Origin of the sequence: Streptomyces sp. NPDC002018 (assembly GCF_042890865.1) — a bacterium.
Lineage (GTDB): Bacteria > Actinomycetota > Actinomycetes > Streptomycetales > Streptomycetaceae > Streptomyces.
Genome location: NZ_JBIASO010000004.1, coordinates 381368 through 405794, shown reverse-complemented (window position 1 = coordinate 405794; position 24427 = coordinate 381368). Strand labels below are relative to the sequence as shown.

General features: G+C 71.7%; 23 protein-coding genes. 9 read left to right on the top strand and 14 right to left on the bottom strand.

Annotated features, from left to right (window positions below; genetic code table 11):
• Nucleotide 1: 1 nt before the first annotated feature.
• Genes ACFYYH_RS09375 through ACFYYH_RS09365 form a run of 3 tightly spaced genes read right to left on the bottom strand, consistent with a single transcriptional unit; the run spans nucleotide 2 to nucleotide 3986 of the window.
• Entirely contained in the window at nucleotides 2-2008 is a 2007-nt protein-coding gene (locus tag ACFYYH_RS09375) for an L-aspartate oxidase (RefSeq protein ID WP_388548031.1), read from the bottom strand.
• Nucleotides 2005-3030: a pantoate--beta-alanine ligase gene (gene panC, locus ACFYYH_RS09370; protein ID WP_388548028.1), complete on the bottom strand. Its 1026-nt coding sequence runs from the start codon at nucleotides 3028-3030 to the stop codon at nucleotides 2005-2007. The genes ACFYYH_RS09375 and panC overlap by 4 nt, the downstream gene beginning before the upstream one ends.
• Nucleotides 3027-3986: a Rossmann-like and DUF2520 domain-containing protein gene (locus ACFYYH_RS09365; RefSeq protein WP_388548025.1), complete on the bottom strand. Its 960-nt coding sequence runs from the start codon at nucleotides 3984-3986 to the stop codon at nucleotides 3027-3029. The genes panC and ACFYYH_RS09365 overlap by 4 nt, the downstream gene beginning before the upstream one ends.
• Before the next feature lie 134 nt (nucleotides 3987-4120).
• On the opposite strand from ACFYYH_RS09365, the gene ACFYYH_RS09360 reads away from it, so the two are divergent.
• Nucleotides 4121-5341, top strand: a complete 1221-nt coding sequence (locus ACFYYH_RS09360; RefSeq protein ID WP_388548023.1) for a threonine aldolase family protein — start codon at nucleotides 4121-4123, stop codon at nucleotides 5339-5341.
• A 161-nt stretch (nucleotides 5342-5502) separates the two neighbouring features.
• Here ACFYYH_RS09360 and ACFYYH_RS09355 read toward each other — a convergent pair whose 3' ends face one another.
• Together ACFYYH_RS09355 and ACFYYH_RS09350 are read right to left on the bottom strand one after the other, a co-directional pair.
• Nucleotides 5503-6183 (bottom strand): response regulator, encoded by a 681-nt coding sequence (locus ACFYYH_RS09355; protein WP_388548020.1) that lies wholly within the window; start codon nucleotides 6181-6183, stop codon nucleotides 5503-5505.
• 166 nt (nucleotides 6184-6349) lie between these two features.
• A complete protein-coding gene (locus tag ACFYYH_RS09350; protein WP_388548016.1) occupies nucleotides 6350-7549 on the bottom strand; it encodes a sensor histidine kinase in 1200 nt (399 codons plus the stop codon).
• Between the two features lie 96 nt (nucleotides 7550-7645).
• Here ACFYYH_RS09350 and ACFYYH_RS09345 point away from each other — a divergent pair, with 96 nt between their 5' ends.
• The gene (locus ACFYYH_RS09345; protein WP_388548013.1) at nucleotides 7646-8719 is read left to right on the top strand and encodes an SAM-dependent methyltransferase; all 1074 of its coding nucleotides are present in this window, start codon (nucleotides 7646-7648) and stop codon (nucleotides 8717-8719) included.
• On the top strand, nucleotides 8716-9867 hold the full coding sequence (locus tag ACFYYH_RS09340) for an NADH-quinone oxidoreductase subunit D (RefSeq protein WP_388548010.1): 1152 nt from the start codon (nucleotides 8716-8718) through the stop codon (nucleotides 9865-9867). Before ACFYYH_RS09345 ends, ACFYYH_RS09340 begins: the two co-directional genes overlap by 4 nt.
• A gap of 19 nt (nucleotides 9868-9886) precedes the next feature.
• On the opposite strand, the gene ACFYYH_RS09335 is transcribed toward ACFYYH_RS09340, so the two are convergent.
• The 4 genes from ACFYYH_RS09335 to ACFYYH_RS09320 form a co-directional block, all read right to left on the bottom strand.
• Nucleotides 9887-11014, bottom strand: a complete 1128-nt coding sequence (locus tag ACFYYH_RS09335; RefSeq protein ID WP_388548008.1) for a hypothetical protein — start codon at nucleotides 11012-11014, stop codon at nucleotides 9887-9889.
• 165 nt (nucleotides 11015-11179) lie between these two features.
• Nucleotides 11180-12157, bottom strand: a complete 978-nt coding sequence (locus ACFYYH_RS09330; protein WP_388548005.1) for an ABC transporter substrate-binding protein — start codon at nucleotides 12155-12157, stop codon at nucleotides 11180-11182.
• 38 nt (nucleotides 12158-12195) lie between these two features.
• Nucleotides 12196-12969, bottom strand: coding sequence for an ABC transporter permease (locus tag ACFYYH_RS09325; protein WP_388548002.1), 774 nt, complete (start codon nucleotides 12967-12969; stop codon nucleotides 12196-12198).
• Between the two features lie 2 nt (nucleotides 12970-12971).
• On the bottom strand, nucleotides 12972-13730 hold the full coding sequence (locus tag ACFYYH_RS09320; protein ID WP_388547999.1) for an ABC transporter permease: 759 nt from the start codon (nucleotides 13728-13730) through the stop codon (nucleotides 12972-12974).
• A 141-nt stretch (nucleotides 13731-13871) separates the two neighbouring features.
• Between ACFYYH_RS09320 and ACFYYH_RS09315 the strand changes: the two genes are divergently transcribed.
• Complete coding sequence (locus ACFYYH_RS09315) at nucleotides 13872-15047, top strand: ABC transporter ATP-binding protein (protein ID WP_388547996.1); 1176 nt, start codon at nucleotides 13872-13874, stop codon at nucleotides 15045-15047.
• Here the strand turns inward: ACFYYH_RS09315 and ACFYYH_RS09310 are convergent.
• Entirely contained in the window at nucleotides 15034-16146 is a 1113-nt protein-coding gene (locus ACFYYH_RS09310; RefSeq protein WP_388547994.1) for an alpha/beta hydrolase, read from the bottom strand. The genes ACFYYH_RS09315 and ACFYYH_RS09310 overlap by 14 nt on opposite strands.
• A 466-nt stretch (nucleotides 16147-16612) precedes the next feature.
• Here ACFYYH_RS09310 and folP point away from each other — a divergent pair, with 466 nt between their 5' ends.
• The 5 genes from folP (at nucleotide 16613) to ACFYYH_RS09285 (ending at nucleotide 19646) form a co-directional block, all read left to right on the top strand.
• Complete coding sequence (gene folP, locus ACFYYH_RS09305; protein ID WP_388547992.1) at nucleotides 16613-17476, top strand: dihydropteroate synthase; 864 nt, start codon at nucleotides 16613-16615, stop codon at nucleotides 17474-17476.
• Nucleotides 17473-17931, top strand: coding sequence for a nuclear transport factor 2 family protein (locus tag ACFYYH_RS09300; protein WP_388547990.1), 459 nt, complete (start codon nucleotides 17473-17475; stop codon nucleotides 17929-17931). The genes folP and ACFYYH_RS09300 overlap by 4 nt, the downstream gene beginning before the upstream one ends.
• Before the next feature lie 188 nt (nucleotides 17932-18119).
• Nucleotides 18120-18479, top strand: coding sequence for a dihydroneopterin aldolase (gene folB / locus ACFYYH_RS09295; protein ID WP_388547988.1), 360 nt, complete (start codon nucleotides 18120-18122; stop codon nucleotides 18477-18479).
• Nucleotides 18476-19090, top strand: a complete 615-nt coding sequence (gene folK / locus ACFYYH_RS09290; protein ID WP_388547985.1) for a 2-amino-4-hydroxy-6-hydroxymethyldihydropteridine diphosphokinase — start codon at nucleotides 18476-18478, stop codon at nucleotides 19088-19090. The genes folB and folK overlap by 4 nt, the downstream gene beginning before the upstream one ends.
• 49 nt (nucleotides 19091-19139) lie before the next feature.
• Nucleotides 19140-19646: a DUF3180 domain-containing protein gene (locus ACFYYH_RS09285; protein WP_388547982.1), complete on the top strand. Its 507-nt coding sequence runs from the start codon at nucleotides 19140-19142 to the stop codon at nucleotides 19644-19646.
• Nucleotides 19647-19692: 46 nt separating this feature from the next.
• On the opposite strand, the gene folE is transcribed toward ACFYYH_RS09285, so the two are convergent.
• From folE to tilS, 4 genes are all read right to left on the bottom strand, one after another.
• Nucleotides 19693-20298 carry a GTP cyclohydrolase I FolE gene (folE, locus tag ACFYYH_RS09280; RefSeq protein WP_388547979.1) on the bottom strand — a complete coding sequence of 202 codons (606 nt, stop codon included), beginning with the start codon at nucleotides 20296-20298 and terminating at the stop codon, nucleotides 19693-19695.
• Nucleotides 20299-20408: 110 nt separating this feature from the next.
• Nucleotides 20409-22436, bottom strand: a complete 2028-nt coding sequence (gene ftsH, locus ACFYYH_RS09275; protein WP_388547976.1) for an ATP-dependent zinc metalloprotease FtsH — start codon at nucleotides 22434-22436, stop codon at nucleotides 20409-20411.
• Between the two features lie 201 nt (nucleotides 22437-22637).
• Entirely contained in the window at nucleotides 22638-23177 is a 540-nt protein-coding gene (gene hpt / locus ACFYYH_RS09270; RefSeq protein WP_388548128.1) for a hypoxanthine phosphoribosyltransferase, read from the bottom strand.
• A gap of 89 nt (nucleotides 23178-23266) precedes the next feature.
• Entirely contained in the window at nucleotides 23267-24307 is a 1041-nt protein-coding gene (tilS, locus tag ACFYYH_RS09265) for a tRNA lysidine(34) synthetase TilS (protein WP_388547972.1), read from the bottom strand.
• Nucleotides 24308-24427: the final 120 nt, after the last annotated feature.

Below are 24427 nucleotides of genomic sequence, written 5' to 3'. Positions count from 1 at the left end.
TTTACGGCTCCCTGGGGGCGTCGGCGGGATGTGGGAGGTCACGGGGGGCGGGACGGGCGGCAGCTACGGAGGCGGGGGCGGCGGGAGATACGGGGGAGGGTCCGGCGGCGGGGCGCACGGGCGGGAAGGAGGCCGTGCCGGTGCGCCGGATCTCCAGGGCGCGGTCGGGCAGGAGGCGGACGACAAGGTGCCGGCGCCAGTCGGTGTCCTCGCGCTCGGGGTGGTCATCGCGCCAGTGGCAGCCCCGGGTCTCCTCGCGCTCCAGCGCGGCGGCGACCAGGACGCGGGCGACACAGAGGAGGTTGGAGGTCTCCCAGGAGTCGACACCGGGCACGGCGGCCTTCCCGCCGAGACCGCCGGAGCCACCGGAGCCGTCGGTGCCACCGGAGCCGTCGGTGCCACCGAAGCCGCCGGAGCTGTCCGGACCGCCGCCGCGGGACCCGGCCGGGTGGTCCCCGGCCTCCCGCGCGTCGTCCCGCCGGGCACCGTCGTGGACCAGGCCACCGTCGTGGACCAGGCCACCGTCGTGGGCCCGGCCGCCGTCGTGGGCCGGGGCCGTGTCCTGCTGGAGAGAGCGCTGGAAGATGGTCTCCAGGGCTTCCGCCGCCGTCCCCAGGCTCCGCGCCGATCTGAGCACACCCGCGCCCTCGGACATGATCCGCTGGATCCCGGCCCGCGCCTCGGGGTCGATCAGGGCCAGCCGGCTGATGGCGGGTCCGGCCGGGGCCGGGGCGGGCTCCGCGGGGGCGGCGCCGCGTGGCGCGGCCGCGATGTCCGCCGCGATCCGCTCCGCGAACACCAGTCCCTCCAGCAGGGAGTTGGAGGCCAGCCGGTTCGCGCCGTGGACTCCCGTGCAGGCGACCTCCCCGCACGCGTACAGCCCCGGCACCGTCGTCCGGCCGCGCAGATCCGTACGGACGCCGCCCGACGCGTAGTGCGCGGCGGGGGCCACCGGTATCGGCTCCGTGACGGGGTCGATGCCATGGCCGCGGCAGGCGGCCAGGATCGTGGGGAAGCGGCTTTCCCACATCCGCGCGCCGAAGTGCCTCGCGTCCAGATACATGTGCTCGACGCCCTGCTCCAGCATCCGGCGCGTGATCGCCTTGGCGACGATGTCGCGGGGCGCCAGCTCGGCCAGTTCGTGCTGGTCGAGCATGAACCGTACGCCGTCGGCGTCCACGAGATGGGCGCCCTCTCCCCGTACCGCCTCGGAGACCAGCGGCTGCTGCCCCTCGGATCCGGCTCCGAGGAAGAGCACTGTCGGGTGGAACTGCACGAACTCCAGGTCCGAGACCTCCGCGCCCGCGCGCAGCGCCAGTGCCACGCCGTCGCCCGTGGAGACCGCGGGGTTGGTCGTCGCGGAGAAGACCTGGCCCATCCCGCCGGTGGCCAGGACCACCGCGGGGGCGTGGACCGCGCCGACGCCGTCGTGCTGCCCCTCCCCCATGACATGGAGGGTGACCCCTGAGGTACGGCCCCGCTCGTCCGTGAGCAGGTCGAGCACCAGCGCGTTCTCGACGGTACGGAGCGCGGCGGCCCGTACCGCCTCGACCAGCGCGCGGGAGATCTCGGCGCCGGTCGCGTCGCCTCCCGCGTGGGCGATACGGCGGCGGTGGTGGCCGCCCTCGCGGGTGAGCTGGAGCTCCCCGGTGGCATGGGTGTCGAAGTGCGCGCCGGTGCCGATCAGTCTCCGTACGGCCGCGGGGCCCTCGGTGACCAGGGTGCGGACCGCCTCCTCGTCACAGAGTCCCGCCCCGGCGACCAGGGTGTCCGCCAGATGCTGTTCCGGGGTGTCGCCCTCGCCGAGCGCTGCCGCGATCCCGCCCTGGGCCCAGCGCGTGGAGCCGTCGTCGAGGCGGGCCTTGGTGACGACGACCGTGCGGAGCCCGGCGGCCGTGCAGCGCAGTGCCGTGGTGAGACCGGCGACACCGGAGCCGACCACGACGACATCGGCGTCGATGGCCCAGCCCGGTGCGGGGGCGGTCAGCCGTATTCCGGTTCCGGTCACTTGGGGGCTCCGAAGGTCAGGGGGATGTTGTCGATCAGCCGGGTGGTGCCGACCCGCGCGGCGACGGCGAGGACGGCCTCACCGGTGTGGTCGTCGGGGACCTCCGTGAAGTCGGCGGGGTCGACCAGGGCCAGATAGTCGAGGACGAGGGGCGGCACGGCGCGGGCCGCCTCGGCGAGCACGGCGCCGGCCGCGGCCCGTACGGCGTCCGCTCCGCAGGGGCGGGTGCGCGCGGTGGACGTCCCCGCGACGGCCACCGCGTGGGCGTCGGCCGCGAGCCGGGCCTCGCCGAGCGCCGAGAGCGCGGCGGCGCGGGCGCCCGGTGCGGGGGCGGACTCGGCGCGGGCGCGCAGCGCGTACAGCGCCCCGAGGCGGTCATGGGCGGCGAAGAGGGCCCGGGAGAGGGCGAGGGCGGTGCGGCGCTCGGCCACGGAGAGATAGCGGTTGCGGCTGGACAGCGCCAGCCCGTCGTCCTCACGGACCGTCGGTACGCCGATGATCTCGGCCGGGAAGTTCAGATCGCGGGCCATCCTGCTGATCAGGGCGAGCTGCTGGGCGTCCTTGCGGCCGAAGAAGGCGGCGTCAGGCCGGGTGAGGTGGAGCAGCTTGGCGACGACGGTGAGCATGCCGTCGAAGTGGCCGGGGCGCGAGGCGCCTTCGAGCCGCTCGCCCATGGGGCCCGCGGCGATCGTGACCTGGGGGGCGCCGCCGGGGTAGACCTCGTCCACGGAGGGCGCGAACACGGCGTCGGCGCCCGCCGTCCCGGCGATCCGCAGATCGGCTTCGAGCGTGCGCGGATACCGTTCGAGGTCTTCTCCCGCGCCGAACTGGAGCGGATTGACGAAGACCGTGACCACCACGAAGCCCGCGGGTCCTGCATGGGCGCGGGCCGCGCGTATCAGGCTCGCGTGCCCGTCGTGCAGCGCGCCCATGGTCATCACGACGGCGGTGGGGCCGCCGCCCGTGTGCCGGCCGAGCAGCCCGTCCAGCTCGGCCCGGGTGGCGGCGAGTGCGAGGCTCATCGGGTGCCACCCCCGGTGGCTCCGCCGCCTCGGGTGTCCCCCAGGCTGTCCCCGTCGGCGAGGACGTCCAGGAGGTCTTCCGCCAGCTCCGCCTTGAGCAGTCCGTGCGTCAGCGCCCGGTCCGCGGTCGTACGGGCCATCGCGAGATATCCGGCGACGGCCCCCGGAGCGTGTGTGCGCAGCTCCGCGACGTGTGCGGCGACCGTGCCCGCGTCACCGCGCGCGACGGGGCCGGTCAGGGCGGCGTCGCCGGAGCGCAGGGCGTTGTCCAGCGAGGCGCCGAGCAGCGGGCCCAGCATCCGGTCCGGGGCGGCGACCCCGGCCGTACGGAGCAGCTCCATCGACTGCGCCACCAGCGTGACCAGGTGGTTCGCCCCCAGCGCGAGCGCCGCGTGGTAAAGCGGACGGGACTCCTCGGCGATCCACTCGGGCTCGCCGCCCATCTCGATGACCAGGGCCTCGGCGGCCAGACGCAGCTCCTCGGGCGCGGTGACGCCGAAGGAGCAGCCCGCGAGCCGCTGGACGTCCACCGAGGAGCCGGTGAAGGTCATCACGGGGTGCAGGGCCAGCGGCAGGGCGCCGGCCCGCAGGGCGGGGTCGAGGACCTTCGCGCCGTACCGCCCCGAGGTGTGGACGAGGAGCTGTCCCGGCCGTACGGCGCCGGTCTCCGCCAGCCCCTCGACCAGCCGTGGCAGCGCGTCGTCGGGAACGGTCAGCAGCACCAGCTCGGCGCGGGCGAGGACCTCCGCGGGGGTGACCAGGGGGATATCGGGGAGCAGCGCGGCCGCTCTGCGCCGGGAGGCGTCGGAGACTCCGGAGACGGCGACCGGGCGGTGTCCGGCGAGCCGGAGGGACGCGGCGAGCGCCGGCCCGACGCGGCCCGCTCCCACGACACCGACGGTGAGCCGGGCCGGACGGTCCCGGGGATCGAGGGGTTCCTGAGCTGTTGGGTTCACGCGGCGGGGCCTTCCGTTCCAGTCCGCGGGGGGTACCGGACGATTTCTCGCCATGCTACGCCAGCGTTCCGCCCGGCCACCTGGCTGTCCACAGGCTGTGGGCAGGCGGCGGCGCGTGGGCGATGATGCGGGCCATGGAAGAGACGAAAGAACCGGCCGACCGGGCACGGTCCGAGGCCGGGCACACGGACGAGAAGGCCGCGGACGCCGCGCGGCGGCGCAGGCTGGCGGCGTGGGAGGGGTGCGAGCGCGCGCTGGTGCGGCCCGGGATGAACCAGCGGCTCGGGGAGCGGCTGGCCGCCCTGGCGGCGGACGCGGGGTCGGTCCACGATCTGGACGAATGGACGGACCTGTACGGGAACGGGGTCGTGGCGGAGCTGGAGCGGCGGGTGGCGTCGCTGCTCGGCTTCCCGGCCGCGGCCTTCTTCCCCACGGGCACGATGGCGCAGCAGGTGGCGCTCCGGTGCTGGGCGGGGCGCACGGGGAACGCGACCGTGGCGCTGCATCCGCTCGCCCACCCCGAGGTGCACGAGGGCGGGGCGCTGTCGGCCGTCGGCGGACTGCGTACGGTCCATCCCACGACCGAGCCGCGGCTGCCGACCGCCGAGGAGGTCCAGGACCTCGCCGATCCGTTCGGCACGCTGATGCTGGAGCTGCCGCTGCGGGACGCGGGCTTCGTGCTGCCCACCTGGGACGAACTGGTCGCGGTGGTGAACGCGGCGCGCGAGCGGGACGCGGTGGTGCACTTCGACGGCGCGCGCCTGTGGGAGTGCGAGCCGCACTTCGGGCGCACGCGGGCGGAGATCGCGGGTCTCGCGGACAGCGTGTACGTGTCCTTCTACAAGTCCCTGGACGGGCTGTCCGGCGCGGCGCTCGTCGGTCCCCGGGAGCTGGTGGAGGAGGCACGGGTCTGGCGCCACCGGTACGGGGGCCAGCTCTTCCAGCAGTTCCCGGCGGCGCTGTCGGCCCTGGTGGGCCTGGAGCGCGAGCTGCCGAGGCTGCCGTCGTACGTCGCCCACGCGCGCGTCGTGGCGGCGGCGCTGTCCGAGGGGTTCGCGGAGTCCGGGGCGCCCTGGTTCCGCGTCCATCCGGAGCCGCCGCACACGCACCAGTTCCAGGTCTGGCTGCCGTACCCGCCGGACGTGCTGAACGAGGCGTCGGTGCGCCAGGCGGAGGAGACGAAGACGGCGCTCTTCCGCGTCTGGTCGGCCGCGCCGTCCGGCCCGCCCGGCCTCTCCTTCACGGAGATCACGGTGACGGAACCGGGGCTGGAGTGGACGGCGGAGGATGTGCGGTCGGCGGTGGCCGAGTTCATGACCCGCCTGACGGAGGAGTCCGGCCGGCAGTCGTCATAACCCCGGAGGCGCGGGGCCGGTGGACCGTGCGGTGCGCTTCCCGGCGGGCGTACGCACCGGCGCACCACCACCGGCCCGCGGCGCACCCCCGTCCCCGGGGACTACGCCCCGCCCCCAGGGACTACGACCCGCCTCCGGGGGCTACAAGCCGCCCCCGGGGACTACGCCCCTGCGCCGGGCGGCGATCCCGCGCGGACCAGGCCCGTTTCGTACGCCAGCACCACCACCTGCACCCGGTCCCGCAGTCCCAGCTTCGTGAGGATCCGGCCGACATGGGTCTTCACCGTCGCCTCCGAGAGCACCAGCCGCCCCGCGATCTCGCCGTTCGACAGCCCCTGGGCCACCAGCAGCATCACTTCGCGCTCGCGTTCGGTGAGCCGTTCCAGCTCCTTGTGCTGCGGCTTGGTGCTCGTCGGCAGCATCGGCGCGAAGCGGTCGAGCAGCCGTCGTGTCGTGGACGGGGCGACCACCGCGTCACCGCTGTGCACCGAGCGGATCGCGCTCAGCAGCTCACCGGGGGGCACGTCCTTCAGCATGAAGCCGCTCGCCCCCGCCTTCAGCCCGGAGAAGGCGTACTCGTCCAGGTCGAAGGTGGTCAGGATGAGCACCTTCGGGGCGCCCGGCTCCGCGCAGATCCGCCGGGTCGCCTCGACCCCGTCGAGCCGGGGCATCCGGACGTCCATCAGCACCACGTCCACGGTGGTGGAACGGAGGTTCTCGATCGCCTCCGCGCCGTCGCCGGCCTCCGCGACGACCTCCATGTCCGGCTGCGCGGCCAGCACCATACGGAAACCGGTGCGCAGCAGCACCTGGTCGTCGACGAGCATCACGCGGATCGACATCTGCGGGTTCCTTGTCCGGTAGGGGGAGAAGACGAAAGCGCGTGCCCCGGGGCGGCCGGTGCGCGGGCCCCGGCCGGGGTGCGGGCTCCGGCCGGTGCGCGGGCCCCGGCCGGGATGCGGGCTCCGGCCGGGGTGCTCGGGTTTCGGCCGGGGTGCTCGGGTTTCGCTAGTGTGCGGGCTTCAGCGGGAGCAGTGCGCTGATCCGGAAGCCGCCGCCCGGCCGCGGCCCGGCGTCGAGCGTGCCCCCCACCATCCCGACCCGCTCCCGCATCCCGATCAGACCGTGTCCGCGCCCGTCGGCCCCGCCGTCCTCGTACAGCTCGTGCGCCGCGCCCCGGCCGTCGTCCTCGACGAGCAGCCCGAGCCCGTCGTCGAAGTAGACCAGACGCACGCTGGCACCGACATCGGGTCCGCCGTGCTTGCGGCTGTTGGTGAGGGCCTCCTGCACGATGCGGTATGCCGTCAGCTCCACCCCGCTGGGCAGCGGCCGGGGGGTGCCCTCGATCTTGAAGTCCACGGCGAGGCCCGCGCCCCGCACCTTCTCGACCAGATCCTCTATCTGTCCGACGTCGGGCTGCGGTACGTACTCGCCGCCCTCCTTGGTGTCGCCGGTCCGCAGCACCCCGAGCAGTCTGCGCATCTCCGCCAGCGCCTGGCGGCCGGTGCTCGAAATGGTCTCCAGTGCCTCCTTGGCCTGGCCGGGAGCGGCGTCCAGCACATAGGCGGCGCCGTCCGCCTGAACCACCATCACCGACACGTTGTGCGCGACGACATCGTGCAGCTCACGGGCGATACGGGCGCGCTCGGCGGCCACCGCCACCTTCGCCTGCGCCTCGCGCTCCTTCTCCAGCCGGGTGGCGCGCTCCTCCAGTTGGTCGAAGTAGGCGCGGCGGGTACGGGCGGAGTCGCCCAGCACCCAGGCCAGGGCGAACGGCACGCTCATGATGACGGCCACGACGACCCGGCCCGTGGTGCCGGCCTGCTCCTCGGGCCAGCGCACCTGCGAGATCGGGGCGGCGAGCAGCCCCCCCGTCAGCGCGAGCTGGGAGGCCCAGCGCGGGCCGCCCTGCGCGGAGACGGTGTAGATGACCACCAGCATCGCGAAGTCGGCCGGGTTGACCTGGACGTCCAGCACCACCTGGGCGAGCCCCAGGCCCAGCACGAGCAGCAGCGTCTTCTCGGGGGCCCGGCGGCGCAGCGCCAGGGACAGGCACAGCAGCGCGACCACCACGATGGCCACCAGCCGCGGCACCACCCCGGCGGTCTGCTGGACCACCCACAGCAGAGAGAACCCGAAGAGCAGGACAGCCCAGAAGCTGTCGACGCCCGTCGGGTGTCTGCGGAGAAAGTCGTAGAAGCGCTGCACGTAACCCAGCGTAGGTATGCGGAAACGGCGGACGGGTCAACCGGAGGGTCGATCCGGTCGGCGGAAGCGTACTCCCCAAGGTGGAGACTTGGCTCCGTGACGGATGAGACGTGTAAGTCGCAGGGGGTCCGGGGCATACGGTACGGGCCCCGCGCACGGCGCTGGCGGGTGGCCGCGCAGGACGCGCTCTACGGCCCCGGCGGCTTCTATCTGCGGCCCGAGGGCCCGGCCGGGCACTTCCGCACCTCGGTGCACGCCTCCCCGCTCTTCGCCTCCGCCGTCGCCCGGCTGCTCCTGCTGACCGCCGAGCGGCTCGGCACGGACGAGGTGGCGCTCGTCGACATCGGCGCGGGCCGTGGTGAGCTGCTGACCGGAGTCCTGGCCGCGCTCCCGGGCGGGCTCGCGGTACGGCCGTACGCGGTCGAGCGCGCCCCGCGCCCGGCGGGTCTGGATCCGCGTATCGAGTGGTGCGCCGAGCCGCCGGCCGGGGTGAGCGGGCTGGTCTTCGCGAACGAGTGGCTGGACAACGTCCCCGTCGACATCGCGGAGACCGCCGACGACGGGACCGTACGGTATGTCCTGGTACGGCCGGACGGCTCCGAGGAGCCGGGCGAGCCGGTCGGGGGCCGGGACGCGCGGTGGCTGGCGCGCTGGTGGCCGCCGGCCGGACCCGGCACCCGGGCCGAGATCGGCCGGCCGCGCGACGAGGCGTGGGCGGCGGCCGTCGCCACGCTGGAGCGGGGGCTCGCGGTCGCCGTCGACTACGCGCACGTCCGGGACGCCCGGCCGCCCTTCGGCACGCTGACCGGCTTCCTCGGGGGCCGCGAGGTGCGCCCCGTACCGGACGGCAGCCGCGATCTGACCGCCCATGTGGCGCTGGACGCCTGCGCGTTGCCCGGTGCCGTGCTGCTCAACCAGCGCGAGGCGCTGCGCGGTCTCGGGGTGAGCGGCGCCCGGCCGCCGCTGTCCCTGGCGGGCACCGACCCCGCCGCCTATGTACGGGCGCTCGCGGCGGCCGGGGAGGCGGCGGAGCTGACGGCGCGCGGCGGTCTCGGGGACTTCGGCTGGCTGATCCAGCCCGTCGGTGTCGAAGCGCCGGAACTCGGCTCCGGGGAGGCGGGTACCGCTCCGACGGCCCGCACGGGACCTCTGAGAGACTGTCGGCCATGACGGAGACCACCCGCACGACGGTCGGCATCGGCGGCGCCGCGGAGAGCACCGACATGGTGCTCAACATCGGGCCGCAGCACCCCTCGACACACGGTGTGCTCCGCCTCCGTCTGGTGCTCGACGGCGAGGTGATCCGCAGCGCGGAGCCGGTCGTCGGCTATATGCACCGCGGCGCGGAGAAGCTCTTCGAGGCGCGTGACTACCGGCAGATCGTGGTGCTCGCCAACCGTCACGACTGGCTCTCGGCGTTCTCCAACGAGCTGGGTGTGGTGATGGCCGTCGAGCGGATGCTCGGCATGGAGGTGCCCGAGCGCGCCGTGTGGACCAGGACGCTGCTGGCCGAGCTGAACCGGGTGCTGAACCATCTGATGTTCATCGGCTCCTACCCCCTCGAACTGGGCGGTATCACCCCGGTGTTCTACGCGTTCCGGGAGCGCGAGGAGCTTCAGGCCGTGATGGAGGAGGTCTCCGGCGGCCGGATGCACTACATGTTCAACCGGGTCGGCGGCCTCAAGGAGGACCTGCCGGCCGGCTGGCTGGGCCGGGCCAGGCACGCGGTCGCCGAGGTCCGTTCACGGATGGACGTGTACGACCGGCTGGTCCTCGGCAACGAGATCTTCCGGGGCCGTACCCGGGGGGTCGGTGTGCTGTCCCGGGAGGCCGTCCACGGGTACGGGGTGTCCGGGCCGATCGCCCGTGCCTCGGGCGTCGACTTCGATCTGCGCAGGGACGAGCCGTATCTCGCGTACGGCGAACTCCAGGACACGCTCAGGGTCGTCACCCGGGAGGACGGGGACTGTCTGGCCCGCTTCGAATGCCTGCTGGAGCAGACGCACAACGCGCTGGCCCTGGCGGACGCCTGTCTGGACCGGATCGCGGAGCTGCCGCCCGGTCCGATCAACCAGCGGCTGCCCAAGGTGCTCAAGGCGCCCGAGGGCCACACCTACGCCTGGACCGAGAACCCTCTCGGCATCAACGGCTACTACCTGGTCTCGAAGGGCGAGAAGACTCCGTACCGGCTCAAGCTCAGGTCGGCCTCGTTCAACAACATCCAGGCGCTGACCGAGCTGCTGCCGGGCACCCAGGTCGCCGACATGGTGGCGATCCTGGGCTCGCTCTTCTTCGTCGTCGGCGACATCGACAAGTAGCCGCCCGCCGCCCGCGGGGTCAGGAGCTGACGGCGCTGCGGAGCGAGCCCGCTTCGAGGGACTCGCTCCCGTCCTCGACGGGTTCGCTCTCGTCGTGCTCGTCGTGCTCGGTCAGATCGATGACCTGGCCGACGGCCCGCTCCTCGCCGCGCCGTTCGGCGAGGGCCTCCTCGCCCACCACATCGGCGAGGTCCTCGGCCTCCACCCGCGCCGGTGCGGCGACCGGTGCGGGCCGGTCGGAGTCGGCCGCGGACGCGGTGTCGTCGCCCGCTCCCTCCGCCGTCTTCTTGTGCTGGCCGCCGTCGCGCGCGCCCCGGGCGGCGGGCGCGCCCTGCTGTCCGTGCCCGTGCCCGGCCTGGGTCCCGAAGAAGTCGAAACCGCCCTCGGGCCGGCGCACCGGGCCGCGCTGCGAGGAGTACGGCACGATCGCCGAGGGGGTCGCCGCCCGGGTGGCGGGAAGGGCGGACGACGGGCGGGTGTGCTGCTCGGCCCCGGCTGCCACCGCCCCGCTCTCCGGCTCCGTCCCGCCGGTCTCCTCGGCGCGCTCGCTCTCGTGGGCGGCCGCTTCGGCCTCCTGCCGCGCCCGCTGGGCCTCGCCGTTGCGCGACAGCTCGTCCAGGGCCCGCGCCGCGCTCAGGAACGCCGCCGCGGCCGGCGTGGCGCCCGCCGCGGTCAGGGCCTTGGGCGGGGTCGCGGCCTCGATGGCGAGCTGACGCCGTCCTTCCAGCGCGGTGGCGCGCTCGGTCTCCGCGGTCGCGTACCGGCGCAGCAGCGCCGCGTGCTCACCGCGCAGCTTGGCCAGCTCGACCCGCTTGGAGCGCAGCTTGGCCTCCAGCTTGAGGCGCAGCTCGCGTGCCTCCTCGACATCGGCCTCCAGCTCGGCCGTGCGCTCCTCGGTCCGCCACTGGTCGCTCTCCCGCGCGCGCGTCAGCTCGGCGACCGTGCGGCCCGCGCCGCGGTCCCAGGCGCGCATCAGGACCGCGCCGCCGACGGCCACGGCCGCCGTCGCCGCGACCAGACCCCGGAGCACCACGGGCTCCGTGAAGAGCCAGGCGCCCGTGGCGCAGAGAACCGCGGCTCCGGCGACCGCCGCGGGCGGCAGAATCTTGTGGAGGGGTGGGGAATGGCGGTGGCGTCCACGTGGCATGGCCTGAAATTTACCGCGTACGGAGACCGATTGGGGGGCCGGTCGAACAATCGGCCCAACCCCACTTACACGGGGCGCCGATCCCTTTCCCCTCTTTCCTCTACAGAACTCCGTTTTGCCTGCCGCGCTTTACCTTCCGGCGGCCTCCCGGCCGCCGGCCGGCGGCTACTTCTTGACCAGACCTTTGGACTCCAGATACTCCTTCGCGACATCCTCGGGCTTCGCGCGCTCGGCGTCGACCTTGAGGTTCAACCGCGCGAGATCGTCGGTCGTGAGGGCGGCGGTCAGCTTGCCCAGGACATCGGCTATCTCCTGCGAACCCGCGTCCTTGGCATTGACCACCGGCAGTACGTTGTCGGCGTTCTGGAGCTTCTTGTCGTCCTCCAGAACAACCAGCCCGAAGCTGTCGAGCGTGCCATCCGTGGTGGAACTGAGAACCACCTGGTCCACACCGTCCTTGACGGCCTGCTTGGACTGCGGAGTGCCGACGCCCTTGGGGTCGATGCCCGCGACATCGATGCCGTACGTCTTCTTCAGGCCCGGCGCGCAGAACGGCCGCACCTCGCACTCGTCACCCGCCGCGATCTTCACTTTGATCTTGGACTTTCCAAGATCGGAAAGCGTCTTGAGGTTGTTCTTCTCGGCGAATTCCTTGGTGACCGCGAAGGCATTCTGGTCGACGGCCTGGCCGACCGGCAGCACCTTCAGCCCGAGCGGCTCCGCGAGCTTCTTCAGCTCGGCGACGGTGGCGTCCGCGTCGCTGGAGGCGAGCGGCTTCGCCTGGGCCGCGTCGGCGCCGTTCACCTTCGCGTTGAGGAATTCCGTGATCGTCGCCGCGTATTCGGGAACGACGTCGATCTCGCCCTTCTCCAGGGACGGTTCGTAGAGCTCACGGTTCTTCACCGTGGTCACGGACGTCGAGTACCCGGCGTCGCCCAGGATCTGGGCGTACAGCTCCGCCAGCACCTTGGACTCCGTGAAGGCCGCCGCGCCGACGACGAGCGAGCCCTTCTCCCCGGAACCGGGCGTGGCGGCGGAGCCCGCCTTGTCGTTCTCCAGGCTGTCGCCGCCGCATGCGGCGAGCGACGTGGTCAGAGCCACCGCTCCCAGTACCGCACCCGCGATGCGCGAGGTCTTGCTCATGAGGTTCACCATCTCCAAGAAGCCAATGAGGTCGGTCGTCACGCGGTCGTGCGGGACGGGGTCCTGCCGCCGGAGGATCGGGACGGCCCGTCGGGTCCCGAAGGCACGGCGGGTCCTGAGGGTCCGGTGGGTCCTGAGGGTCCGGTGGCGACGGACGGGGCCGGGTCGATCACCCGGTCCAGCGCCACCAGCACGCCCTCGACGAACAGCGCGAGCAGCGCCACGAGGAGTGCGCCCGCGACCACCTGCGCGGTGTTGTAGGTGTTGAAGCCGGCGGTGATGATCCGGCCGAGCCCGCCCTGGCCCACCATCGCGGCGATGGTGGCGGTGGCCACCACCTGGACGGAGGCGGACCGCAGACCGGTCATGACCAGCGGATACGCGAGGGGCAGCTCCACCCGTACGAAGAGCTGGCGCCCGGACATACCCATCCCCCGGGCGGCCTCGACGACCGCGCTGTCCACCTCCCGCATCCCCACATAGGCGTTGGTCAGCAGGGGCGGTACGGCGAAGAGCACCAGCGCGATGACCGTGGGCACCGAGCCCGCGTTGCGCAGCGGCGAGACCATGAACAGGGCCAGCACCGCGAAGACGGGAATCGCCCGGCCCACATTGGAGATATTGATCGCGAGCGCGCCGCCCTTGCCGATATGGCCCAGATACAGCGCCAGCGGCAGGGCTATCGCGCAGGCCACCGCCAACGAGACCCCGCTGACGAACACATGCTCCGCCAGCCGGTGCCACACACCGCTCTCGCCCTCCCAGTTGGCGCCGGTCGTCAGCCAGCTCCAGGCGTCACCCAGCACACCCATGGTCAGCCCACCGCCTTCGCCGGGTCGCTCATATCGGCCGCGCCCGCGCCGGCGGTCTCATGGCGGGCGGGACCCGGCACGCGCGGCGCGGCCGTCCGTATCCGCGTCCAGGGCGTCAGCAGCCGCTGCGCCCCGAGCAGCAGCAGATCCGCCACGACCGCCAGCAGCACACAGAGCACGGAGGCCGTCAGCACCTGCGCCTTGAAGAAGCTCGGCAGCGCGTCCTCGATCAGATTGCCCAGACCGCCCCTGCCGATGATCGAGCCGACCGTGGTCAGGGCGATCGTCGACACCGTGGCGATCCGCAGACCGGCCATCAGCGCGGGCAGCGCCAGCGGCAGCTCGACCTCCCAGAGCATCCGCCCCGGGCCGTACCCCATCCCGCGCGCCGCCTCCCGTGCCTCTTCGGGCACCGAATCCAGCCCCGCGATGATGTTCCGCACGAGAATGGTCAGCGAATAGAGGACCAGTCCCGTGATCACCAGACCGGCGGAGAGCCCGAAGACCGGAAGCAGCAGCGAGAACATCGCCAGCGAGGGAATCGTGTAGAGCAGCGTGGTCAGCCCCAGCACCGGTCCGGCGAAAGAGGGCCTGCTCCGCGCCAGCAGCGCCAGGGGAAAAGCCACCAGCAGTCCGATCACGACGGAGACCGCGGTGATCCACACATGCTGGACCGTGGCGTCGATCAGCTCCTGGCTGCGCGACCGGAGATATTCCCCGCAGATCCAGTCGTTCGCCGCCAGGCAACTCTGCGTCTTCATGCGTTCCACCTCCCCCGTCCGTCCGAACGTATGGCTGGTTCCTGCTGTCTGGCGACCCTATCCCCGACCACGGACATTCGCGGAAGCCCGCCACATTCCAGCAACATGGCCTTCACACAACACGCCGCACAATGGGGAACCATGATCCGATTCGAGCACGTCACCAAGCGGTACGCGGACGGCACCAGCGCCGTCGACGACCTCTCCTTCGAGGTCTCCCAGGGCGAACTGGTCACGCTCGTCGGACCCTCCGGCTGCGGCAAGACCACCACCATGAAAATGGTCAACCGGCTCATCGAGCCGACCGAAGGACGGATATTCCTCGACGGGGACGACATCTCGGCCATCGACCCGGTGCAGCTCAGGCGCCGTATCGGCTATGTCATCCAGCAGGTCGGCCTCTTCCCGCACAAGACGGTCCTGGAGAACACCGCGACCGTTCCGCATCTCCTCGGCTGGCAGCGCGACAAGGGCCGCAAGCGCGCCGCCGAACTCCTCGACCTGGTCGGTCTCGACCCGTCCGTCTACGGCGACCGCTATCCCGAGCAGCTCTCCGGCGGCCAGCGCCAGCGCGTCGGCGTGGCCCGCGCCCTCGCCGCCGACCCGCCCGTCCTGCTGATGGACGAGCCGTTCGGCGCGGTCGACCCCGTCGTACGCGACCACCTCCAGAGCGAGTTCCTCAAGCTCCAGGCCGCCGTCCGCAAGACCGTGCTCTTCGTCACACACGACATCGAGGAGGCCGTCCGGCTCGGCGACCGTATCGCCGTCTACGGACAGGGCAGGATCGAACAGTTCGACGCCCCCGCCGCCGTGCTCGGCACCCCCGCCACCCCGTATGTCGCGGACTTCGTCGGCGCCGACCGCGGCCTCAAGCGGCTCTCCGTCACCCCCATCGAGGAAGGCGATCTCGAACAGCCGCCCGTACTCCATCTCGACGACCCGCTCCAGCGGGCCGCGGCGAAGCTCGCCGAGGAGGGCGCCCGCTGGGCCGTCGTCCTGGACTCCGAGGACAACCTCCACGGCTGGATCTCCACCGACCGGACCGGCTCGTCGGCGTCGGGGACCGTACGCGAACACGCCCGCCGGATGGAGGCATGGCTGCCCGTCGGCGCCTCCCTCAAGCAGGCCTTCGCCACGATGCTCCAGCACGACGCCGGATGGATCGCGGTCATCGACAAGGAGGAGACGGGACGGTTCCTGGGGGTCCTCACCCCCGCGCGGCTCCACGAGGCGCTGCGCCGCTCCATCGACGCGGACGCGCAGGACATCCCCCGTACCGAGGTGGCGCTGGAGAGCGTCAGCCTCAGTCCGCGCTGAGCCGGCCGCTCATCCACTCCAGGGCCGACGGGATCTCACGGCGCCAGGTGTTGAAGTTGTGCGCGCCGCTGTCGAGGATGATCGACGACACCTGCGCGGGCGGCCTGACCTTGCGGATGAACTCCCGGGTGGCCCGGAGATTGCGCTCGCCCTTCCTGGAGCTGGTGACGAGCAGGGAGGAATTGCCCTGCGGGAGGTGCTCCAGGCTCCACAGCAGATCGGCCCGGTTCCGCAGCCGCTGGTCACCGTGGAAGAGATCACCGGTCGTCGGGTCCTCGGCCGCCTTGTAGTCCGCGGAGAGCCCCGCGCCCACCGAGTAGCGCTCCGGATGGTGCAGGGCGATCTTCAGCGCGCAGTAGCCGCCGGTGGAGTTGCCGATGATGCCCCAGTTCCGCGGCTCGGCCTTGACGCGGTACGTCCGTGACACCGCCAGCGGCAGGTCCCTGGCGAAGAAGGTCTCGGTCTGCGGCCCGCCGGGCACGTCCACGCACTCGGTGTCCCGCGGCGGCGCCACGGTGGGCCGCAGCATCACCAGGACCATCGGCTGCATCTTGCCCTTCCTGGCCAGTTCCCAGGCGGTCCTCGGATAGTTCAGCCCCTTGATCAGGTTCTCCGCCACCCCGGGATAGCCGGTGAGCACCACCGTGGCGGGGAAGGACAGCCGCGAGAAGTGGTGCTGGAAGTACTCCGGCGGCAGATAGACGTACGCGGTGCTGTCGATCCCCGACCTCGGGCCGCCGATGGCGATCTTCTGGATCTGGCCGGCCACCGTGGGCTGCTTGCTGCCCGGCACGGGCGACCGCTGGGTGTCCATGAGCGTGATGTTCTTGCCGTCGCCCGCCCGGCCGACGACCGCCCCCAGCTCCTGCTCCTGGCCGAGGAGGTCCCGCCAGGAACCGTAGAAGAGGAAGTACTGGTTCGCCACCAGGGCGACGGCCACGAAGAGGGACACCTGGGTGGCGAACAGCAGACCCACCCGGCCGCACACGGCACGCGGCGAACGCACCGCCAGCCGCGGCCACAGCCAGACCGTGGCGACGAACAGCAGCACGGCCAGCAGGACGGCCAGGGCGAGGACTTTACGGCTGGTAAGACCCATGTCCACCGAGCTTTCTCCCGAGAGATTTTCCGGAACGCGGAGGAACCCTCCCCCCGAAAGCTCCGTCCTGGAGGTCGCGACACGTCCGCTGCCGCGAGGAAGCGGCGGACACGGACCCCAACCCTTCCCGCGGAGCCACGGGAAGTGATGTCTGTGACGCTAGATGGGGACAAAACGGAATCGGTGCCGACCCGGCCGGGGCACACCCCCGGAATACCCCCCGATCGGCTGACGGGCCGTCCGCCCCGCCGCGCGCCCGGACCGTTCCGCGGCCCGCGCCCCGCGCCGGTCACCACCCCGGGGCCCGGGAGCACGGACGGCACCGCGCGGCACCGGATGCGGCGCGTCGCCCGACAGTGCGCATCCCCATACCGGGCGTACGGGGACGTTCCGACAACGCGGCGAGAGGCCCTGGCTGTCGTCGCGCGCCCGCCGGGGATCACAGGACAGCCCTTAGGGTGGGCGTATGAGTACGTTGCGTGGACGAGGCACCGTCGAGGGCCTGCCGGGGTGGGACCGCTGCGCGGTCATGGGCGTCGTCAATGTGACACCCGACTCCTTCTCCGACGGCGGTCGCTGGTTCGACACCACCGCCGCCGTCAAGCACGGCCTCGATCTCGTCGCCGAGGGCGCCGATCTGATCGACGTCGGCGGCGAATCGACCCGGCCCGGCGCCACCCGGGTCGACGAGGACGAGGAGCTGAGGCGCGTCGTCCCCGTCGTACGGGGCCTGGCCGCCGAAGGCGTCCGCGTCTCCGTCGACACCATGCGCGCCTCCGTCGCCGAACGGTCCGTCGCGGCCGGCGCCGTCCTGGTCAACGACGTCAGCGGCGGACTCGCCGACCCCGCCATGGTGCCCACGGTCGCCGCCGCCCGGGTGCCCTTCGTGGTGATGCACTGGCGCGGCTTCAGCCGGGACATGAACAGCCGCGCCGTCTACGAGGACGTCGTCGCCGAGGTCACCGCCGAGCTGCGCGCCCGGATGGACGCCGTGATCGCCGGCGGTATCGCCCCCGAGCATCTCGTCATCGACCCCGGCCTCGGCTTCGCCAAACAGGCCGGACACGACCTGGCGCTCCTCGCCCATCTGCCCGAGCTGCGCGCCCTGGGCCGCCCGCTGCTGGTCGCCGCCTCCCGCAAGCGGTTCCTCGGCCATGTTCTCGCCGGCGGCGAGGGCTCCCCGCCCCCCGCCCGCGAACGCGACGCGGCCACCGCGGCCGTCTCCGCCATCGCCGCACACCAGGGCGCCTGGGCGGTCCGGGTCCACGAGGTACGGGCGACGGCCGACGCGGTCCGCGTGGCCCGCGCGGTCGAGGGCGCCGCCCGGTGACCGCGCTCACGGACAACGAGCAGGTCGAACAGGCCAACACCACCTTCTACGAGGCCATGGAGCGCGGCGACCTCGACTCGCTGTCCGGGCTCTGGCTGGAGAGCACGGGCGACGAGATCTCCTGTGTCCACCCGGGCTGGCCGGTCCTCACCGGCCGCGGCGACGTCCTGCGCTCCTACGCCCTGATCATGGCGAACACCGAGTACATCCAGTTCTTCCTCACCGATGTCACCGTCTCCGTCTCCGCCGACACCGCCCTGGTGACCTGCACGGAGAACATCCTCAGCGGCGGTCCGGCCGAGGAGAGCGGCGAGCTGGGACCCCTCGTCGGCCAGCTCGTCGTCGCCACCAATGTCTTCCGGCGCACCCCCGAGGGCTGGAAACTCTGGGCGCACCACGGTTCACCCGTTCTGACCGAAACCGATGACGAACCGGACGACGAGACAGCCGCGTAAGTGGGTAGGCCGCCCCTGTGAACGAGATGCCGGGGCCGGCGGACAGGGGGGACCGCGGTCCGTGTGACACACCGCCCTCCCCCCACGGGGGAACGGCGACGGCGCTCGCGGGTAGATTCAAACGAGGGCACGGTGCCGCCCGTACCGGGACAGGTGCCCCGAGACCAACGACAGCAGGAGTGATTCGCGTGGATCGTGTCGCGCTGCGCGGCCTCAAGGCCCGTGGGCACCATGGCGTCTTCCCCCGGGAGCGCGAAGAGGGGCAGACCTTCATCGTGGATCTGGTGCTGGGCCTCGACACCCGCCCCGCGGCCGCCGACGACGACCTGGCGAAGACCGTGCACTACGGCATCGTGGCCGAGGAGGTCGTGGAGATCGTCCGGGGAGAACCGGTCGACCTGATCGAGACCCTGGCCGAGCGCATCGCGCAGCGGTGCCTGAAGCACAACGGCGTCCAGGAGGTCGAGGTGATCGTCCACAAGCCCGACGCCCCGATCACCGTCCCCTTCGACGATGTGACCATCACCATCACCCGGAGCCGAGTATGACCCTGTTCTCCACCAACGGGTCGCAGAGCGACCCGACCGTGCAGCCCGTACCCGCCTCCGTGGTCGCGCGGGTCGACGCGGCGGACACCACCCTCTCCAATCCACAACGGGCCGTGGTCTCCCTCGGTTCCAATCTCGGCAACCGGCTGGAGACGCTCCAGGGCGCCATCGACGCCCTGGAGGACACCCCGGGACTACGGGTCAAGGCCGTCTCCCCGGTGTACGAGACCGAGCCATGGGGGGTGGAACAGGGCTCGCAGCCCTCCTACTTCAACGCCGTGGTCCTCATCAAAACGACCCTGCCGCCGTCGTCCCTGCTGGAGCGCGGCCAGGCCATCGAGGAGGCCTTCGACCGGGTGCGCGACGAGCGCTGGGGGCCGCGCACCATCGACGTGGACATCCTCGCGTACGCGGACGTCGTCTCGGACGACCCGGGGCTCACCCTCCCTCACCCCCGGGCCCATGAGCGCGCGTTCGTCCTCGCCCCGTGGCACGACGTGGAGCCGGAGGCCCAGGTGCCGGGCCGTGGCGCGGTCGCCGAACTGCTCGCGGCCGTCGGCCGCGGCGGGGTACGGACCCGGGACGATCTGGAACTCCGCCTGCCCGAGTAGTCGTTAGGCTCAGCGGGTCGGTACAGCAAGGCGAAGGGCGGCTCTCTCGGTGAAGCAGTTGCGGATCGGCGTCCTGGCCGGGCTGTTCGTGGTGGCCGGCGTGCTCTCCTGGGCCGGGGCCCGCCTCTGGGACTCGCTCGGCACCCTGCCGAGCGTGCCGCTCGCGGCACCCATCGTCCTCGCCGTGATCGCCGTCGTGCTCACCGCGACCGCGCTCTCCCTGCGCTCCCGGCTACGCGCCCAGCGCGAGCGGCGCCCCGACGCCAAGGGCGTCGACCCCCTGATGGCGGCCCGCGCGGTGGTCTTCGGCCAGGCCAGCGCCCTGGTGGCGGCGCTGGTCTCGGGAATCTACGGCGGCACGGGCGTCTATCTGCTCGGCCATCTCGACATCCCCTCCCGCCGCGACCAGGCCTTCTACGCCGGCTTCTCCGTACTGGCGGGCCTCGCGGTGATCATCGCGGCCTTCTTCCTGGAGCGCGTCTGCAAACTCCCCGAGGGCCCGGACGACCACGACGACCACGACAAACACGGCACAGCCCCCGCAGGCCCCGCCTGACCGGGCCCGGTCGCACCCGTTGAGCGGCCGCGGTGAACGCGGCCGCTCAGTGGGCCATGATCAGGCTCATGGCCTCCGCCCGGGTCGCGGGAACGCGCAACTGGCCGCGCACCGCCGAAGTGATTGTCTTGGCACCGGGCTTACGGACTCCCCGCATCGTCATGCACATGTGCTCGCACTCGACGACCACGATCACCCCGCGCGGATCCAGGATCTTCATCAGGGAGTCGGCGATCTGAGTCGTCAGCCGCTCCTGGACCTGAGGCCGACGGGCATAGACGTCCACCAGCCGGGCCAGCTTCGACAGACCGGTGATCTTCCCGTCCACCGACGGGATATAGCCGACATGAGCGACGCCCACGAAGGGGACCAGATGATGTTCACAGGACGACATCACTTCGATGTCCTTCACCAGCACCAATTCGTCGTGGCCGAGGTCGAACGTGGTGGTGAGGACGTCCTCGGGGGTCTGCCAGAGCCCGGCGAATATCTCCCTGTACGCGCGGGCCACCCGGCCCGGGGTGGCTCGGAGGCCCTCGCGGTCGGGGTCTTCGCCGACGGCGATCAGTAGCTCGCGCACCGCGTTCTCGGCCCGCTTCTCGTCGAATTCACGCACCGGGCTCTCGCCCTCCAGCGTCACCGGGTCGGTCATGTGTGCCTCGTTCCTGTGCCGTCCTTGTGGGCGGGCATACGAATGCCGCGCTCCCACAGGCTAAAACCTGGGGGGCGCGGCATCCATTCCGGGCCGGTCAGGGTCCGGGGTCAGCTCTCGGGGCGTTCCTCGGGGAGTGCCTCGGTGGAGGTGTCGCCGTTGGTCCCGGCGGGCATTCCGCCGTTCGCACCGGCCGCGCCGTTGGTCAGCGCCAGCTCCTTCGGTGAGAGGACCGGGGGCCGCGTCGAGGGTGTACGGCGCGAGGAGCCGGTCCATGCCGGGCGGGCCGGCCGCTTCACGACGGTCGCGAAGATCTCGGCGATCTGGTCCTTGTTGAGCGTCTCCTTCTCCAGGAGTGCGAGGACCAGATTGTCGAGGACGTCGCGGTTCTCGACGAGGATCTCCCACGCCTCGTTGTGCGCGGTCTCGATGAGCTTCTTGACCTCTTCGTCGACCAGCGCCGCGACCTCTTCCGAGTAGTCGCGCTGATGCGCCATCTCCCGGCCGAGGAACGGTTCGGTGTTGTCGCCGCCGAACTTGATCGCGCCGAGCCGCTCGGTCATGCCGTACTGCGTGACCATCGCGCGGGCCGTGGCGGTGGCCTTCTCGATGTCGTTGGCCGCGCCGGTGGTCGGGTCGTGGAAGACCAGTTCCTCGGCCGCGCGCCCGCCCAGCATGTACGCGAGCTGGTCGAGCATCTCGTTGCGCGTGGTCGAGTACTTGTCCTCGTCGGGCAGGACCATGGTGTAGCCCAGGGCCCGGCCGCGGGAGAGGATCGTGATCTTGTGCACCGGGTCGGAGTTCGGAGACGCCGCGGCGACCAGGGCGTGTCCGCCCTCGTGGTACGCGGTGATCTTCTTCTCCTTCTCGGACATGATCCGGGTCCGCTTCTGCGGGCCCGCCACGACGCGGTCGATCGCCTCGTCCAGGGAGTGGTTGTCGACGAGCTTCTTGTCGCTGCGCGCCGTCAGGAGCGCCGCTTCGTTCAGCACGTTCGCCAGGTCCGCGCCGGTGAAGCCGGGCGTACGACGGGCGACGGCGCCCAGATCGACGTCCGGTGCGACCGGCTTGCCCTTCTGGTGGACCTTGAGGATCTCCAGCCGGCCCTGCATGTCCGGGCGGTCGACGGCGATCTGCCGGTCGAAGCGGCCGGGCCGCAGCAGCGCCGGGTCGAGGATGTCGGGCCGGTTCGTGGCGGCGATCAGGATGACGCCGCCCTTCACGTCGAAGCCGTCCATCTCGACGAGGAGCTGGTTCAGGGTCTGTTCGCGCTCGTCGTGTCCGCCGCCGAGGCCCGCGCCGCGGTGCCGGCCGACGGCGTCGATCTCGTCGACGAAGACGATCGCCGGGGCGTTCGCCTTGGCCTGCTCGAAGAGGTCGCGCACCCGGGAGGCACCGACACCGACGAACATCTCGACGAAGTCGGACCCGGAGATCGAGTAGAACGGCACCCCGGCCTCACCCGCGACCGCGCGGGCGAGCAGCGTCTTGCCCGTACCGGGCGGGCCGTAGAGCAGCACACCCTTCGGGATCTTGGCGCCGACCGCCTGGAACTTCGCCGGCTCCTGGAGGAACTCCTTGATCTCGTGGAGTTCCTCGACCGCCTCGTCGGATCCCGCCACGTCGGCGAAGGTCGTCTTGGGGGTGTCCTTGGTGATGAGCTTGGCCTTGGACTTCCCGAACTGCATGACCCGGGAGCCGCCGCCCTGCATCTGATTCATCAGGAACAGGAACACCACGACGATCAGCACGAAGGGCAGCAGAGACAGCAGCACCGAGACGAACGGGCTCTGCTTCGAGGGCGAGACCGTATAGCCCTTGCTGATGTCGCCGTTCTGGAACTTGGTCTGAAGTGTCTTGGCGAGCGTCGAACCCTGGCTGCCGATATAGCTGGCCTGGATCTTGTCGCTGCCCTTGACCTTCACCCCGTTCTTGAGGTCGACCTTGATGATCTGTTCGTCGCCGGTGGTCAGTTTGACCTGCTCGGCCTGGTTCTTGTCGATCGCCTGGACAACCTCACCGGTGTCCACCGTCTTGTAGCCGCCCGACGAGCCGACGACCTGCATCAACACGACCACGGCGAGGACGGCCAGCACGATCCACATGACCGGCCCACGGAAGTATCGCTTCACGTCCATCCATACGGAGCGAAGTCGCCCCGTCCCTCCTGCCCGTAGGTAAATGCTGCTGTGAGAAAAGACTGTTCTTCGGACGGTACCCCAGCATTGTGGCCCGCGATGGCACGGGACGGCTGACAAACCCGTCTTCCCCTGCTCCAACGGCGCGAGAAGCGCTGGGGTTCCCGGTGGCGACGGAGCCTTTCCGCGCCGGACCGGGATCTAGCCGCCGTAGACGTGTGGTGCGAGTGTGCCGACAAAAGGCATGTTGCGGTACTTTTCCGCATAATCCAGGCCATATCCGACGACAAACTCATTGGGAATGTCGAAGCCGATCCATTTCACGTCGATCGCGACCTTTGCGGCATCCGGCTTACGGAGCAGGGTGCACACCTCCAGCGAGGCGGGCTCCCGTGAACCGAGGTTGGAGAGCAGCCACGACAGCGTCAGTCCCGAGTCGATGATGTCCTCGACGATCAGGACGTGCTTGCCCTTGATGTCGGTGTCCAGGTCCTTGAGGATCCGGACCACACCGGAGGACTGGGTGCCGGCTCCGTACGAGGAGACGGCCATCCAGTCCATCGTCACGGGGGTGGACAGCGCGCGCGCCAGGTCCGCCATGGCCATCACGGCGCCCTTGAGGACCCCGACGAGAAGCAGATCCTTGCCTGCGTACTCCGCGTCGATCTTCGCGGCCAGGTCGGCCAGCTTCGCGTCGATCTCTTCCTTGGTGATGAGCACCGACTGGAGGTCGTTGCCCATGTCCTTGTCGTCCACCCGTATCACTTTCGTTGTCGGCCGGGGGTCCGGGACTCGCGCCCCGGGAGACACAGCCGTAGTGCTTCCGCGCTTCAGCCCTGCCGGACGACCAGTCTGCCACCCTGCCTCCTGGCCTCCACGCGGCCGGGCAGGTTGATGGCTCCCTGGCCGCGCCAGCCCGTGATCAGGCGGTCGACCTCTTCGATGTGACGGGCGAACAGTGATCCGGCGGGGGCGCCCGCGGCGATGACCGCCCGGCGCAGGACACGGCGGCGGACGGCGGGCGGGAGCGCGTACAACTTGGCGCAATCCAGCAGTCCCGCGTCGTCCCGTACGACACCCTCCGCCTCGGCGGCCCAGGCGTCGAGGGCGTCCGCGTCGTCGCGGGAGAGCTGCGCGGTACGGGCGAGGGCCTCGACGACGCCTTTGCCGAGGCATTTCTCCAGCGCGGGCAGTCCTTCGTGGCGCAGCCGTGAACGGGTGTACGCGGGGTCGCTGTTGTGCGGGTCGTCCCAGACCGGGATCGACTGGACCAGACAGGCCTTGCGCGCGGTCTGGCGGTCGAGCTGGAGGAAGGGGCGCCGGTAGCGGCCGGCCGTTCCCGAGACGGCCGCCATGCCGGAGAGGGAACGGGTGCCGGAGCCGCGGGCGAGGCCCAGCAGCACGGTCTCGGCCTGGTCGTCGCGGGTGTGGCCGAGCAGGACGGCGGCGGCGCCGTGGCGCTCGGCCGCGGCGTCCAGGGCGGCGTAGCGCGCGTCGCGCGCGGCGGCCTCGGGCCCGCCCTCGCGGCCCACGGTCACCGCGACGGACTCGACGGGGTCGAGCCGCATGGCGCTGAGCCGGGCCACGACCTCGGCGGCGCGGAGGTCGGAGCCCGCTTGGAGGCCGTGGTCGACGGTGACGGCGCCGGCCCGTACGGAGAGCTTGGGGGCCTCGAAGGCGAGGGCGGAGGCGAGCGCCATGGAGTCGGCGCCGCCGGAGCAGGCGACCAGCACGAGCGGTCGTCCGCCGCCGGGGGGCGGGGCGGCGGAGGCGGGGGTGGTGGGGGCGTGCTGCGCGCGGTCGGTCAGGACGTCGTGGAGTACGCGGCGGACCGCCAGGCGTATCGCCGCGACCGCAGGATGGGGACCCATATCCGGTGCCCTTCGTGATGTTATTTGGGGGGTGCCTCGGTCGGAGTAAGGACGGAGAGCGTCACTCAGAGTGCGTCGATGGTGACAGAACCGAGCCATTACCCGAGCATTGCACGCCTA